This window comes from Nocardioides sp. AX2bis (genome assembly GCF_902506435.1).
GTDB lineage: Bacteria > Actinomycetota > Actinomycetes > Propionibacteriales > Nocardioidaceae > Nocardioides.
In genome coordinates this window covers 1,037,917-1,051,343 of record NZ_LR733215.1, presented here as the reverse complement: position 1 = coordinate 1,051,343, position 13,427 = coordinate 1,037,917, and the positions used below count along the sequence as shown (strand labels likewise).

Here is a 13,427-nt window from a genome sequence, read left to right as displayed (position 1 = left end):
GTGACCAGCCGGACCCGGGCGTGGGCACGGCTCGGCGCGCTGGCGACGCTCCTGCTCGCGGTGTTCGTCGTCGAGCAGATGCGCGGATGGGACGACGTCCGGCTGCTGCGCGACCAAGTAGACGCATCAGGACCGTGGGGTGCCGCCGTGTTCGTCGCCGGCTACGCCCTGCTGTGCCTGCTGCCGGCGCCCAAGGCACTGCTCACGGCGCTGGGCGGGCTGCTGTTCGGGCTCTGGCTCGGCGCCCTTCTGTCCTGGATCGCGGCCTTGGGCGGGGCCGCGGCCGCCTTCGGGCTGGGCCGTGCCCTGGGGCGGGACGCGGTCGACCGGCTGACCAGCGGACGGGTGGAGCGCGCCGACCGACTGCTGGGTGACCACGGGTTCGGCGCGGTCCTGGCGGCGCGACTCACGCCGGTGCTCCCGTTCACCGTCATCAACTACGCAGCCGGGCTCACCGGGGTGCGCTGGCGCCACTACCTCCTCGGTTCGGCGCTGGGCATGGTGCCGGGGAGCCTCGCCTACGCCGCCCTGGGTGCGTGGGGCGCCGACCCCTGGGGCATCTTCGCCGGGGTCGCGGTCCTAGTGGCCCTCGTCGGGCTCGGCACGGTCCTCGGCCGACGCTTGGTGCGCGATGATGGCCGCGCTGCGCCCGCGCCGGCCCCCGACGCAGAGGAGACGTGATGTTCGATGCCATGCTCCGTCGTCGTCTCGACGGCCCGCTGGCCTCGGTCGCCGGGCGGATTGACCGGTCGTGGGTGACGCCCGACCGCCTCACGGTGGCCGGGCTGGTGCTCGGACTGGCCAGCGCCGCGCTCGCGGCCGGCCAGATGTGGGGCTGGGCACTCCTCGCGTGGCTGATCTCCCGCGCCCTGGACGGCCTGGACGGGCCGCTCGCCCGCCGGCGAGGCACCGGGCAGGGCTCCCCCGCCGGCGGCTTCCTCGACATCACCGCTGACTTCGTCGCCTACGGCGCCACGGTCGTCGGGGTCGCCGTCGGCACCACCGGAACCCCGGCGACCCTCGTCGACTGGCTCCCCTTCCTGGCCGTGCTGCTGGCCTACTACGTCAACGGCACCGCGTTCCTGGCCTTCTCCTCGATCGCGGAGCGGACGGGGCACCGCATCGACGACGGCCGGTCGTTGAGCTTCCTCGGCGGGATCGCCGAGGGGGCGGAGACGATCCTCGTGCACTCCCTGTGGCTGCTCGTGCCTGCGTACGCCCCCCAGGTCGCCACCGTGTGGGCGGGCGTGGTGGGCCTCAGCGCCGCCCACCGGATCATCGCCGGCTATCGCACCCTGCGCGGGCCGGCCGCCGCGAGCTCGTGACCGGGGCGAGTGGAAGCCACCGGGGCAGTCGGAGGGTTCCCTGTCACATGAGGACTCCGCCAGCTCGCGACCATGTGGCCGACGATGTGACGGGTGGCGAAGATGTGTCATCCCGGTCGGATCGATTGCGCCTGGTGGCGCTGGTCCTCGCCTTCGCCGCGGCCTCGGTCGCGCTGCACCTGAGTGGCTGGAGCGGACCCGAGCGCCTCCAGGCGCTGGTGGAGTCAGCGGGGTGGGCTGGGGCGGCGGTGTTCGTGGTCGGGTACGCCCTGCTGGTGCTCGTGCCGTCACCTGCCTCCTTGCTCACGATTCTCAGCGGTGTGCTCTTCGGGCTGTGGTGGGGCACCCTGCTGGCCTGGGCGGGCGCACTGCTCGGCGCCTTCGGCGGCTTCCTCCTCGGCCGACGTCTGGGCCGCCCGGCCGTCGATCGCATGCTGCGCGGTCGGCTCGAGCACGCCGACAGGGTGCTGGCTCGCCACGGGCTGGTCGCGGTGCTCGCCGTCAGGCTCCTGCCGCTGTTCCCCTTCACACCGATCAACTACGCCTCCGGGCTGCTCGGGGTGCGCCTGCGCGACTACGTGCTCGGTACGGCGCTCGGCATCGTGCCCGGCGCCCTCGCGTACGCCGCTGTCGGCGCCTCGGGGGCAGACCCGCGCGGCATCGTCATCGGCGTCGGAGGCCTGTTGGTGCTCACCCTCCTCGGCGGCGCCATCGGCCGGCGGCTGCTGGCCACGAGCACCCGCCCCGCACCCGCTTCCAACTCATGATCGGTAACCTCCGGGGGTCGACCAGAAGGGTCCGTGTCTCCGCGCTGCGGACCCGTTTTCGCTCGATCATTGAGCTGACGGAGCCCGTCCACCCGGCGACCCTCGCAGCGATGCGGCGCCGTTGGTCCGAGCTCCCGACGACGGCCAGGACCGCAGCACAGACGTTGGGCCGCATCGGCGTGGGCTGCGAAGGCACGCACGGCGTCTTCCCGAAGTGCAACCTGACCTGTTCTCCGTGCTACCACTCCGCGGACGCCAACAAGGTCCCCACCGACGGCGCCCACACGCTCGACCAGGTTCGGCGCCAGATGGCGCTGCTGCGGGAGCGACGGGGGCCACGTGCCCACGCCCAGCTCATCGGTGGCGAGGTCTCGCTGCTCTCGCCCGACGACCACGCGGCGTCCCTCCTAGCCATGCGGGCGGCAGGTCGAGAACCCATGTCGATGACCCACGGAGACTTCGACGAGGGTTACCTCCGTGCGCTCGTCGCCCGAACCGATGGAGGGCTCCGGCTGCCGCGCGTGTCCTTTGCGGCGCACTTCGACTCGCTCATGCGCGGGCGTCGCGGGATGCCGCGGCCACGAGTCGAACGAGAGCTGAACGAACATCGTGCCGCGTTCGCCTTGATGTTCGAGCGCGTCAAGCAGCAGACCGGCCTGCGCTACTTCCTGGCCCACAACATGACGGTGACCCGCACGAACCGCGACCAGGTCGCCGGTGTCGTCGCTGCCGTGCGCCACATGGGCTACTCGATGATGTCGTTCCAGCCGGCCGCCCGGGTGGGTGATCCCCGCAGGTGGGGCGTCGACGAGCAGTCCGTCAGCATCGACGAGGTCTGGAAGCAGATCGAGACCGGCATGGAGCAGCCGGTGGCGTGGCAGGCTCTCCAGTTCGGTGACCCGCGGTGCAATCGTTCGGCCTTCGGCATCGTCGTGGGCGACACCTGGGTCCCGCTCCTCGATCCCGCTGTGGCGGCTGACCTGGGCTTCCGCGACGAGGTGTTCAATCGCGTCCCGGCGGTCTCCCTCAGCGGCGAGCATCCGTGGGTCACGGTCGCGAAAGTGTTCCGGTTGGCGCTGCGGGAGCCCCGCCTGGCCGCCATGTCGTTGCGCTGGAGCCGACGGGTCGTCCGCCGCGCCGGCGGCCTGTCGACGCTGGTCCGTGCCGCTGCCCACCGCGAGGTCAGGGGATTGACCTTCGTCGTGCACGCCTTCATGGACGCCGCGACCGTCATCCCCGCCTGGCGCGCCATGGAGGCGGGGGAAGTCGCTGCCGACGCCGAGACCCAGGCGACTCAGGAGCGGCTCCAGGCGTGCGTCTACACGATGGCCCACCCCGACACCGGCGAGCTGGTCCCCGCCTGCGTACAGCACTCGGTGCTCGATCCCGTGGAGAACAAACAGCTACTCACGCTGCTCCCCATGCCGACGCGCCGCTGATGCCTCAGCCCTTGTACGTCGCGAGCCATCGTCGGTCAATGCGCCGTTTGAGTGCCAGGCTTGAGCGGCCGAGCCACCACCACCGGCCGCGCACCGCGAGCGCTGTGCCACCTCCGAGGTCGAGGATCGACAACACGCGCTTCTGCGGGCGGTAGACCGGCGCGGGTGCGCCACCCGCGCGGGCCTCGAGGGCCGTGAGCAGCACCGGCCCCTGTCGGACACCGTGCACGCCGATGCGCTGGAGAGGGGCCGGGAGGAAATCGGCGCAGTCGCCGACGGCGTAGACGTCGTCGTGGTCGCGGTGCTGGAGGGTTGCCCGCACCGCGAAGCCCCCTGGACCGCCCAGCGGCGCCCGGGTGGCCAGTGGTGGGGCTGTGAGTCCCGTGGCGACTACCACCGTGTCGTGCGGGAGGCGCGTCCCGTCGCGCAGCACGACGGCGTTCTCCTCGATGCGCACGGGGTCGGCCTGCGTCAGGACCTGCACGCCCCTGCTCGCGAGCAGGCGGGTGAGGCGGAGCGCCGCACGAGGAGGCAGGAAGGCGCCGACGCGCAACGAGCGCTCCAGCAGGCGGACACGGTCGGTGTCGTCGCGGGCAGCGAGGTGTGCCGCAAGTTCGATGCCGCTGGCTCCCGCGCCGACGACGGTGAGGTGGTGGCCGCGCCCGGCCGGCGGCACCCGGAGCCGCTCGCGCAGGCGGGCGAGGTCGACGAGGGGTTTTGCCCCGACGACGCCCTCCCCGGAGCCGACGTCGGCGACGCTGCCGATGTTGAACGACACCACGTCCCACCCGAGCCTGGACCCGTCGTCGGTGGTCGCCGTCCGCGCCGACGGGTCGACCTCGGTGACGAGGCCCTGCCTGTAGTTGACCCGGTTGCGCCGGGCGAGCGCCGCGACGTCGAGCCGGCCCTCCGCAGGGTCGCGGTCACCGGCCGCGATGCCCGACGCCGCTCCGCTGTAGTCGAACCACGCGGGTGCCACCAATGTCGTGCGGTAGCCGGCGGCGTCGAGGCGGGATGCGTGGTGCAGGAGGTGGAGGTGTGCGTGGCCGGCGCCCACCAGCAGCAGGCGGCGCTCAGGCGGCACGGCGTTCGAGCCACCATCGACGGGTCCGGGCCAGGGTGTGCAGGGCGCGCCGCGTCGTGGGGCGGTCGAGCTGCTCCCGGACGTCGGCGATGGCGGCGTTCCACGGTCCGTCGTTCCACGTCGGGTAGGCGTGCGTGATGCCGGCCAGGTCGCGCGTGCGCAGTCCTCGGCGGACGGCGATCGCGAGCTCGCCCAGCGTCTCCCCCGCCCGCGGGCCGACGACGGTGGCTCCGAGGATCCGGCCCCTGCCGTCGACGGCCAGGCGCGTGAGTCCGTCGGTGAGGCCTTCGGTCACGGCTCGGTCCACGTGGCGGTGGTCCAGGGTGAGGATGCGGATCCCGTCGCGTTCGCGTCCGGTGTCGACGCCAACGGCGGCGACTTCGGGATGGGTGTAGGTGACGCGCGGCACGGCCGTGGTCTCCACCGAACGCCGTACGGCCAGGACCGCGTTGCTGGCGGCAAGGCTGCCGTGGACGCCGGCGACGTGCGTGAACTGGGGATGGCCCGTCAGGTCGCCGGCCGCCCAGATGCGGGGGTTGGTGGTCCGCAACCGCCGGTCGACGACGACGAATCCGCGCTCGTCCACGTCGACCCCGACAGTGTCCAGCCCGAGGTCGGTGGTCCGGGGTCTTCGTCCGACGGCGACCAGCAACCGGTCGAATGCGACCTCCTCTCCGTCGTCGAGGACCAGCCATCCCGACTGGGAGTCCGACGCAACGACTGACGTCACCGACTGACCGGTCAGGATCGTGACACCGTCGGACTCCAGCGCGCGGTGCACGACCGAAGCAGCCGCGGCGTCCTCACGTGGCAGCACGCGAGGCGCTCCCTCGACCACACTCACCTCGATGCCGAGCCGCGACAACCCCTGTCCGAGCTCGCAGCCGATGCTGCCCCCACCGAGGACCGCCACCCGGCGCGGCGCCTCGGTGAGGTCCCACACCGTGTCGCTGGTCAGAAAGTCGAGCTCTGCCAGTCCCGGGATGGGCGGCGCGGCCGGCGCGGCACCCGTCGCGACCACCGCTTGGGTGAAGCGGACGTTCTCGCCGTCAAGGTCCAGCGTGTTGTCCCCGACGAATCTGCCCTCGCCGGTGCGCACGGTCAGTCCAGCTGCTTCCAGCGCCTCGATCGAGTCGACGGGCGCGATCTGGCGGATCGCTGCGTGCACGTGCTCCATCACCCGCGCGAAGTCCACCCGCACCTCATCGACCGTGACCCCGAACCGTCCAGCACTACGGGCGCCAGCAGCCGCGTCCGCTGCGGCCAGCAGCGCCTTGGACGGCACGCACCCGGTCCATAGGCAGTCGCCGCCGGTGCGGTCCCGTTCGATCAGGACCACCCGTGCACCGAGGCGGGCTGCCGTCTTCGCCGCGACGATCCCGGCGGTGCCGCCTCCCAGGACCAGCAGGTCCCAGCGGTCAGGCGCGCTCACCTCTGCCGCCCGTCGATCAAGTCGTCAAGGACGGTGCGCATCCGGTCGACCGAGGCCGGGTCCACGGGTCGTCGGCCCGACCACAAGGACAGGGCACGGTGCAGCAGGCGATGCTGGCGCATGACCTCGCTGCACCTCTCGCAGGTGGCGATGTGCTCCTCGAGCCGGGTGATCTCTCCCGGCGTCAGAGGCGCGGCCGGATCGGCGTCCAGGTATCGCTGGAGGCGGCGTGCGGTCCAGTGGCAGGTGATCATCTGCCGGAGCGCTCCAGTCATGACTGCTCCCCTCGGGTGGTGGTGAAGGTGGGGCCGAGTGCCTTGCGCACGCGTTCGCGTGCGCGGCTCAGCCGGGACATGACGGTGCCGACGGGCACGTCGAGGACCGCGGCGGCTTCGGCGTACGACAGGTCGTGGACGTCGACGAGCACGAGCGCGGAGCGGAACTTCGGGTCCAGTCCCGAGACGGCGGCCTGGAGCGCCCCGTCGAGCTCCTCCACGACGTACACCTCCTCGGCGCCCGGGGACTCCGTTGTCCCGAAGGCGGGTCGGGAGGCATGGATCAGCTCCCAGTCGTCGACCGCGATCGGCCGGCGCCTGCGGTGCATGTTGGCGTTCGTGTTGCGCAGGATCGTGAGCAACCACGCGCGCGGGTGGCGGCCGTCGAACCGGTCGATGGCCCGGAAGGCACGTACGAGCGACTCCTGCACGAGGTCCTCTGCGTCAGCCGTGCTGCCGGTGATGCTCCGCGCCACCCGCAACATCACCTCGATCTCCGGCTCGACGATCTCCGCGAAGGCACACCTCCGCGCGGCATCGTCGGGGGCGCTCGCCTCACTCATGCCACGGGAACCCTTCGACGGTCCGAGTGTCTTCCAGACGCGGGGCAGGCCCGCGCGGCCGGGGCGGGGCACAGACAGAGAGGCGGCATGCGGCGAGCCTGGCACGGCTGTCCCGATCAACGAGCCGCCCGAAGCCGCGAGGGCCGACGCCTGGTCGGCGTCGGCCCTCGCACGGGTGGTCCGCTCCTCAGATCTCGGGTGCCTGGGGCACGTCGAGCTCGGTGTGAACGTGGTGGTTGAAGTAGTTCGTCAGCAGGTTCAGTGTCACGTGGGCCGAGAGCTCGGTCAGCTGCTCCTGGCTCCACCCCGCGTCCAGTGCGGCCTGCCACGCGGCGTCGCTGGTGTTGCCGACCTTGGCGGTGTACTCCCGTGCCAGGTTGAGCAGCGCGTCGAGGGCAGGATCGAAGTCGGCCTCACCGCGACGGATGGCAATCATCTCGTCGTCGCCAAGGCCAGCCGCCTTGCCGCCTCCGGTGTGCGCGGACTGGCAGTAGGTGCACTCGTCCTGGTTGCCCACCGCGAGGGCGATCGCCTCACGGACCCGGGCGTCGAGCAGCGCGTGCTCGCGAATCACGTCCTGCAGAGCGACGTAGGAGTGCAGGACTGCGGGTGAGTGCGCCATCTCGCCGTGGATGTTGAGCACCTTGCCGTACTTCGCCTCGAGCTGCTTGAGCGCGTCGCGGCTGGCCTGAGGTGCGCTGTCCGTGGTGTGGACGGGAATGCGGGGCATGTCTCCTCCGAGGGATGGATTTCGGTTGTCCGTTGGGGAACCCGGCCACGGTCGGACAGCATTCCGACTCGACCGCGTGGACGGCGTCACGCACCTCTTCTCACCGAGTGGGAAGGAACCCCATCCTCCGCCGGGTTTCCTAGGCACCCAGTCACCGACCCAGCAGCGAGGTCAGCATGAAAGCAGTGTGGAACGGCGCCACGGTCGCCGAGAGCGACGACACGGTAGTCGTGGAGGGCAACCACTACTTCCCGGTGAGCTCGGTCCGCGAGGACCTCTTGCGCCCGTCGTCGAGGCGAACCTCTTGTGCATGGAAGGGGCAGGCCTCCTACTACTCACTCGAGGTCGACGGCCAGATCAACGAGGACGCGGCCTGGTTCTACCCCGACCCCAGCCCCGAAGCCGCCCAGATCAGTGGCCGGGTGGCCTTCGGGAAGGCCGTCGAGGTGGCGGACTGACATGGGTGCGCGCACACGGACTCGACCTCTGATCGGGTTGGTCGCCCTCCTCGTGCTGCTGCTCTCAGGATGTGGCACCGGAGGGGAGAACCTCGCCGCCGGGGAGACAGCGATCGACGACACCTCGACCGGTACGTCGAGGGCGGCCACGTCGGCGGTGCTCGACTTCACCTCGGAGACCGTCGACGGTGACGCTTTCGACGCCAGCACTCTCGCCGGCAAGCCGACCGTATTCTGGTTCTGGGCACCGTGGTGTCCCACCTGTCGCGCCCAGATCTCCGGTGTCGGCGAGCTCGCCGAGAACTACGGCGACGAGGTCAACGTCGTCGGCGTCGGGTCGCTCGACGAGCAGGCGGCCATCGAGGGCTTTGCCGCTGAGGTGTCCACCGACGTCACACTGCTCGCCGACCCCGACGGTGCCGTGTGGCGCCAGTTCGGCGTGACCGCCCAGAGCACCTACCTCGTCCTCGACGAGACCGGGACGGAGCAGGCCTCGGGCTACCTGGACGACGCCGAGCTGGCCGCCCTCGTCGAGGATCTGGTGGGCTGATGTCCGAGGGCCTGCTCGTCGTCGCTGTCGGCGCCGGCATGCTCGCCGCCGTCAACCCGTGCGGCTTCGCCCTGCTCCCGGCGTACGTCTCGCTCCTCCTCGCCGGGAGCGAGTCGCTGTCCCGCCCCGCTGCCGCGAGACGCGCCGCAGCCCTCAGCATCGCCATGACCTCAGGCTTTGCCGGCGTGTTCGTCGTCTTCGGCCTGGTCATCTCCCCGGTCGCAGGTCAGCTGCAACGGCACCTGCCGTGGTTCACCGTCGTGCTGGGGGCCACGCTCGCACTCATGGGCGTGTGGCTGGTAGCGGGTCGCACGCTTTCGCTCCCACGACTGGGCCGCTCGTCGCGTTCCACGGGAGCCCGACCACTGACCCGTTCCTTCTGGTCGATGACCGGTTTCGGCGCCAGCTATGCGATCGCCTCCATCTCCTGCACGATCGCACCGTTCCTGGCCGTGGTCGTCGGCGGGTTCCGCAGCGGCTCGGTCCTCGAGGGGCTGACCCTGTTCGTGGCGTATGCCGTCGGGATGGGGCTGGTGGTGGGGACGCTCGCACTGGCGACGGTCTTCGCCTCGCCCACCACGATTGGGCGCCTCCGTGGCGCCGGTCGCTGGGCGCCCCGAGCGGCGGGCGCCCTGCTCGCAGCAGCCGGATCCTACGTCGCCTACTACGGCTGGTGGGAGCTGCGGGTCCTGGCCGGCGAAGACCCAGACGATCCGGTCATCGACGCGGCCGCGTCGCTCCAGCAGCAGCTAGCGCGGCTCGTGGACTCCATCGGCCCCCTCGGGTGGCTGACGGCCGGGGCGCTGCTTCTCCTCGCCGCCCTCGTCACGCGGCGACGCGCCCGCGGCGCCCGGAACGACCTGGCGATGGGCGAGAGGGCGGGACGATGAAGGTCACTGGGCGCCTGACGGCGGCAGGAGCACTGTCGTTCGTGCTGGTGGCCTGCGCGACCGCTCCGAACGATCGCGGCGACCGCGATGAACTCCGGTCCGCAGGGGAGGTCGACAACGGCGGCACCGCTACGGCCGGCGAGAGACCACCGTCCGCGCTGGATGACCCGGCACACCCCGACTTCCCCGAGCCGTTGATCGACCTCGATGACCTCCTGCAGGGCGGGCCGCCGCCGGACGGCATCCCTTCCATCGACGCCCCCCTCTTTCAACCGGTCTCGGAAGTGGACTGGCTCGACGACGACGAACCGGTGCTCTCGCTGACGATCGACAAGGAGACAAAGGCGTACCCGATCCGGATCGTGACATGGCACGAGATCGTCAACGATGAGCTTGCCGGGGTCCCGGTCGCAGTGACGTACTGCCCGCTCTGCAACTCCGGGGTCGCCTTCGAGCGCAGCGTCTCAGGGCAGACCACCACGTTCGGGGTCTCCGGCACGCTCTACGCCGACAACCTCGTGATGTACGACCGGCTCACCGAGTCGCTGTGGCCCCAGCTGACCGGACGGGCCTCGGTGGGCACGCTCACGGGCACCCAGCTCGAGAGCATCCCGGTCGGAGCGGTCGGCTGGGCGCAGTTCCGCGAGGAGCACCCGGACGCGCGCGTGCTCAGCAGGTCGACCGGTCACGACCGCGACTACCTCACCAACCCCTACGTCGGCTACGACGACCCAGACTCTCAGCCTCTCTTCGCGCTCCCGAACGGCCCGGACACCCGTTCTCCCGCGAAGTCTCGCGTGGTCGGTGTCGGGGAGGGTGAGGACGCGGTTGCCGTGTCGCGGGACCTGCTGGCCGATCGAGGCGTCCAGCACGTCGAAGTGGGTTCCGACCGTGTCGTGCTGTGGCACGCGCCGGGGCAGGTGTCGGCTCTTGACACCCAGCAGATCCCCGACGGCGCCGAGATCGGGTCAGTCGCCGCCTTCGCCCCCGAGGTCGGCGGGAGGACCCTGGACTTCACCCGAGCCGACGACGGTACGTTTCAAGACCAGCAGACCGGGTCGGTGTGGAACTTCTTCGGGCGCGCCCTCAACGGGCCGCTCGCCGGCGAGCAGCTCACGGCCGTGGAGTACCTCGACACGTTCTGGTTCGCCTGGGCCGCCTTCCAGCCCGACACGGGGCTCGTGTCCGGAGGCTGACGCGCCTCCGCAGGCGTCACCTCAGTGCGTCAGCGACCTCCCCCAGCGACGTCGCCCGCAGGTCCGGCGCCCCGAAGTACGACGGGTGGCCACCGTCCGTGCAGTCGATCGCGGTGGCCAGCCCCGCGCATACCGGCTCCGCATCAGGCCACGCTCCCTATGGGGTTGCGCGAACGAGCCGACAGCCGGAGAAATTCGTGCGGATGTCGTGACGGCCCGCGACACTGACGGCATGACCACCCCTGAACAGGAGGCGCCGCCTGCGCCAGCAGCTCCTAGGACGTGCCACGATCCCTTTTCAAGCCCTTCCCTCAACTTGACCCCTCGGCTCTTCCCATGACGCCCTCGCGCGAACCGCTGTTCTGCATCGAGCACACGATCAGTCCCGCGATGGCCCAGGACGAGCAGACCACCACCCGCGGTCTTGCCGACCTCGGCCGGCCCGAGCTCCACCTGAGGGCCGCCGGGCCGCAAGGGTTCCTGCTGGGAGCTGGAGCGCGCACGGAGGTCGTCCATGAAGTAGCCCGCGAACTCCTCGCCGGACACCTGAACCTCGGCGACACCGTGTGGTTCGACGACCTCACGGTCCACCGGGGCGCACCCGAACGCCGCGGCGGCACCACGAGCAGAGGCATCATCGCCGTGAGCCTCCCGAACACCGGACCTGCGCAGACCGCCCCGCTAGTCCTGCGGTGGAGCCTAGTGAAACCCCCGCCACCCGTACAGCCCGAGACCGTTCTCCTGCGAACTGTGGGACTCTCGCCCGCGCAAGCCGCGCTGGTGGCAGCACTGACCTCCTCCGTCGACTCACCGACCGTCCCACCGCCACCCTCGCTGCCTGAGAGAGGTCACCGGGCCCAGGTCACCCGCCGAGGAGATGCGGCGCCGTTGGCTGGCCTCCTTCCAGCTGAGGGTGGGCCCTGGTCCGAGGCGGTGTCCGCGATGGCGCTGCGTCTGGCAGGTGCGAGTGAAGCGCACCTCAGCCGGGCCCTCTGGGTCGCCGAGCACCCCGCTGCGTCGCTTCTGCTTGACCAGGTGAGTGACCTCGTGTGGTCCCGGGTCCGCCAGAGCGGCCGGCCCCAGGTCCTGCGTACCGTCCAGCGCGGCGCCCAGGACCTGGCCGACCTGCACCTGCGCCCAGGGTGCTCCTTCGTCACCGAGAACCCGCACGCCACCGGTCCCCTCCGCGGGCAGTACCAGTCACTGCTGACCCAGCTGTTCAGCACCGCTCTCGCGGCGGTCGCCGTCCTGGACCACCTCGACACCCCCACCCTCGGTGCATCGCTGGGGCCCTGGCTGTGGCAACCGGCCGACCATCGCGTCGTCGAGACGCTCCTCCCCCGTGGCGGCACCGCAGCGTTCGCCGACCTCGCCGCCACCATCGAGGACCACCCCGAGGACCCTGCGCACACCGTCTCCGCGATCACCGCCGCACTGGGCGACCCCGACCCGCGGTGGCAGCAGTGGGCGCGCGACGCGACCGCGCCCTGGGTGACCTGCTCGGTCGACGTCCGCGGCGTCCACGACTTCGTGACCCGGCACCTCAGCCGCCCCGCCCCCGCCGACGTCGCGACCGCCAGCGACGCACTGCGCACCCTCACGGCCATGCGGTGCGCCCGACCCGACGATGACCATCGGGCCGTCGCGGGCGCGGCTGAGGACCGGGCATTCGCGGTGGCCTCTGTCTGTGCCGACCTCCCCGCAGCCCGGGCGTTTCTGTCTGCCCAGCTCTGACCGTCAGGAGAGCCAGCGGCACTTCAGAGCCCCAGCGCCGCCATTGCCGTTGTCGGCGTTGCGGCCGCTGCCCGTTGCTGACTCTGTTGTGGTCCTCCAGGCCGCCGTCGCTGGCATAAGCGGACGCAAGACCGACCTGAACCGGCCGCCAAAGCCCGTCCACGTGGTGGCTGGGTTCGTCCTCGGTGCCCTCGGTGCCCTCGGTGGCGCTGGCGGTGGCACACCCACCGACCAACAACACGACGCTCCCCACCGCAGCGATTGCTGTTCAACGGATCCAGAGCACAGTGCCGTAGCGCTCGCCGCCACTGTCTGGTAGCCCCCGCCAACCCGGCGCGGTGCATGACCAATCGCCCTCTACCGAAAGGCCCATCGCCCGTGAGTTCTTCCTGGTTCTCCAGCCCCCGCGAAATCCACGTCGAAGACCCCGGGCACGGCGTCGTCCTCGTCGGCAGCGATCAGCCCACCCCCGATGGAACCCACATCGTCGCGGTCCGCGGATCTCAGCTGGGCGCGGCGCTCGCGTCCGTCACCGCGCTGGCCTTGAGCGATGACCCGGCGTCCGCCCGGGTGTCGGGCTTCGGAAGCATTACCCGGTCGGAGGCCAGGCAGCTTCTGCCAGCCCTCCAGGCCGCCGTGATGCTGGCCGTGGGCGGCACCGACCGCGCTGAGCGGGTACGGCCGCTGGAGGATGATGCGGCACCGCTAGAACCGGTTTGCGTAACCTGCGGCGAGGGGTCGCAGTACACACCGACGATGGACAGCACGAACCCCCGGTGTGCTGAGTACGGGCACCACCCGTTCGGTGAGTACGACGGCCTCCGATGGGACGCGGCGCTTTGCCTGCACCGGTCCAACGCGGACTGGTGGGAGCAGACGCGGGCGCTCGGTCATCTTCGAGCCTGACCGCTTGGGCTCCCACCAGCTAGATGCACCCGGCTCGCCACGTCCCGCCCCGCTCGTGTCCTGGCGACGAAGGCGCAC

15 protein-coding genes are annotated in these 13,427 nt (G+C 71.2%); 10 read left to right on the top strand and 5 right to left on the bottom strand.

What is annotated here, in order from left to right:
* The 4 genes from GV155_RS05000 to GV155_RS04985 all read left to right on the top strand — a co-directional run bounded on the left by GV155_RS05000 (window position 1) and on the right by GV155_RS04985 (window position 3,531).
* A complete protein-coding gene (locus GV155_RS05000; RefSeq protein WP_160005823.1) occupies window positions 1-681 on the top strand; it encodes a TVP38/TMEM64 family protein in 681 nt (226 codons plus the stop codon).
* Window positions 681-1,325 carry a CDP-alcohol phosphatidyltransferase family protein gene (locus GV155_RS04995; RefSeq protein ID WP_160005821.1) on the top strand — a complete coding sequence of 215 codons (645 nt, stop codon included), beginning with the start codon at window positions 681-683 and terminating at the stop codon, window positions 1,323-1,325. Before GV155_RS05000 ends, GV155_RS04995 begins: the two co-directional genes overlap by 1 nt.
* A gap of 74 nt (window positions 1,326-1,399) precedes the next feature.
* Window positions 1,400-2,092 carry a TVP38/TMEM64 family protein gene (locus GV155_RS04990; RefSeq protein WP_236554002.1) on the top strand — a complete coding sequence of 231 codons (693 nt, stop codon included), beginning with the start codon at window positions 1,400-1,402 and terminating at the stop codon, window positions 2,090-2,092.
* A gap of 164 nt (window positions 2,093-2,256) precedes the next feature.
* The gene (locus GV155_RS04985; RefSeq protein WP_201300058.1) at window positions 2,257-3,531 is read left to right on the top strand and encodes a radical SAM protein; all 1,275 of its coding nucleotides are present in this window, start codon (window positions 2,257-2,259) and stop codon (window positions 3,529-3,531) included.
* Between the two features lie 4 nt (window positions 3,532-3,535).
* Here the strand turns inward: GV155_RS04985 and GV155_RS04980 are convergent, their stop codons facing one another.
* The 5 genes from GV155_RS04980 to GV155_RS04960 all read right to left on the bottom strand — a co-directional run bounded on the left by GV155_RS04980 (window position 3,536) and on the right by GV155_RS04960 (window position 7,615).
* Window positions 3,536-4,615, bottom strand: a complete 1,080-nt coding sequence (locus tag GV155_RS04980; RefSeq protein WP_160005815.1) for an NAD(P)/FAD-dependent oxidoreductase — start codon at window positions 4,613-4,615, stop codon at window positions 3,536-3,538.
* The gene (locus GV155_RS04975; RefSeq protein ID WP_201300057.1) at window positions 4,605-6,047 is read right to left on the bottom strand and encodes a dihydrolipoyl dehydrogenase family protein; all 1,443 of its coding nucleotides are present in this window, start codon (window positions 6,045-6,047) and stop codon (window positions 4,605-4,607) included. Before GV155_RS04975 ends, GV155_RS04980 begins: the two co-directional genes overlap by 11 nt.
* Window positions 6,044-6,322, bottom strand: coding sequence for a zf-HC2 domain-containing protein (locus tag GV155_RS04970; RefSeq protein WP_160005813.1), 279 nt, complete (start codon window positions 6,320-6,322; stop codon window positions 6,044-6,046). The genes GV155_RS04975 and GV155_RS04970 overlap by 4 nt, the downstream gene beginning before the upstream one ends.
* On the bottom strand, window positions 6,319-6,885 hold the full coding sequence (locus GV155_RS04965; RefSeq protein ID WP_160005811.1) for an RNA polymerase sigma factor: 567 nt from the start codon (window positions 6,883-6,885) through the stop codon (window positions 6,319-6,321). The genes GV155_RS04970 and GV155_RS04965 overlap by 4 nt, the downstream gene beginning before the upstream one ends.
* 187 nt (window positions 6,886-7,072) lie before the next feature.
* A complete protein-coding gene (locus GV155_RS04960; RefSeq protein WP_160005809.1) occupies window positions 7,073-7,615 on the bottom strand; it encodes a carboxymuconolactone decarboxylase family protein in 543 nt (180 codons plus the stop codon).
* Between the two features lie 176 nt (window positions 7,616-7,791).
* On the opposite strand from GV155_RS04960, the gene GV155_RS04955 reads away from it, so the two are divergent.
* The 6 genes from GV155_RS04955 to GV155_RS04930 all read left to right on the top strand — a co-directional run bounded on the left by GV155_RS04955 (window position 7,792) and on the right by GV155_RS04930 (window position 13,349).
* On the top strand, window positions 7,792-8,073 hold the full coding sequence (locus tag GV155_RS04955) for a DUF427 domain-containing protein (protein WP_160005807.1): 282 nt from the start codon (window positions 7,792-7,794) through the stop codon (window positions 8,071-8,073).
* Window positions 8,074-8,110: 37 nt separating this feature from the next.
* Window positions 8,111-8,623 (top strand): TlpA family protein disulfide reductase, encoded by a 513-nt coding sequence (locus GV155_RS04950; RefSeq protein ID WP_160005805.1) that lies wholly within the window; start codon window positions 8,111-8,113, stop codon window positions 8,621-8,623.
* Window positions 8,623-9,513 (top strand): cytochrome c biogenesis CcdA family protein, encoded by an 891-nt coding sequence (locus GV155_RS04945; RefSeq protein WP_160005803.1) that lies wholly within the window; start codon window positions 8,623-8,625, stop codon window positions 9,511-9,513. The genes GV155_RS04950 and GV155_RS04945 overlap by 1 nt, the downstream gene beginning before the upstream one ends.
* Complete coding sequence (locus tag GV155_RS04940) at window positions 9,510-10,709, top strand: DUF3179 domain-containing protein (RefSeq protein WP_160005801.1); 1,200 nt, start codon at window positions 9,510-9,512, stop codon at window positions 10,707-10,709. Before GV155_RS04945 ends, GV155_RS04940 begins: the two co-directional genes overlap by 4 nt.
* Before the next feature lie 1,035 nt (window positions 10,710-11,744).
* Window positions 11,745-12,443, top strand: coding sequence for a hypothetical protein (locus GV155_RS04935; protein WP_160005799.1), 699 nt, complete (start codon window positions 11,745-11,747; stop codon window positions 12,441-12,443).
* Window positions 12,444-12,821: 378 nt separating this feature from the next.
* Window positions 12,822-13,349, top strand: a complete 528-nt coding sequence (locus GV155_RS04930; RefSeq protein ID WP_160005797.1) for a hypothetical protein — start codon at window positions 12,822-12,824, stop codon at window positions 13,347-13,349.
* Window positions 13,350-13,427: the final 78 nt, after the last annotated feature.

Excerpts from the sequence above, each read along its gene's own strand:
- GV155_RS04955 (WP_160005807.1), top strand. The coding sequence starts at position 7,792 with ATGAAAGCAGTGTGGAACGGCGCCACGGTCGCCGAGAGCGACGACACG.
- GV155_RS04960 (WP_160005809.1), bottom strand. The coding sequence starts at position 7,615 with ATGCCCCGCATTCCCGTCCACACCACGGACAGCGCACCTCAGGCCAGC.
- GV155_RS04970 (WP_160005813.1), bottom strand. The coding sequence starts at position 6,322 with ATGACTGGAGCGCTCCGGCAGATGATCACCTGCCACTGGACCGCACGC.
- GV155_RS04995 (WP_160005821.1), top strand. The coding sequence starts at position 681 with ATGTTCGATGCCATGCTCCGTCGTCGTCTCGACGGCCCGCTGGCCTCG.
- GV155_RS04945 (WP_160005803.1), top strand. The coding sequence starts at position 8,623 with ATGTCCGAGGGCCTGCTCGTCGTCGCTGTCGGCGCCGGCATGCTCGCC.
- GV155_RS04940 (WP_160005801.1), top strand. The coding sequence starts at position 9,510 with ATGAAGGTCACTGGGCGCCTGACGGCGGCAGGAGCACTGTCGTTCGTG.
- GV155_RS04965 (WP_160005811.1), bottom strand. The coding sequence starts at position 6,885 with ATGAGTGAGGCGAGCGCCCCCGACGATGCCGCGCGGAGGTGTGCCTTC.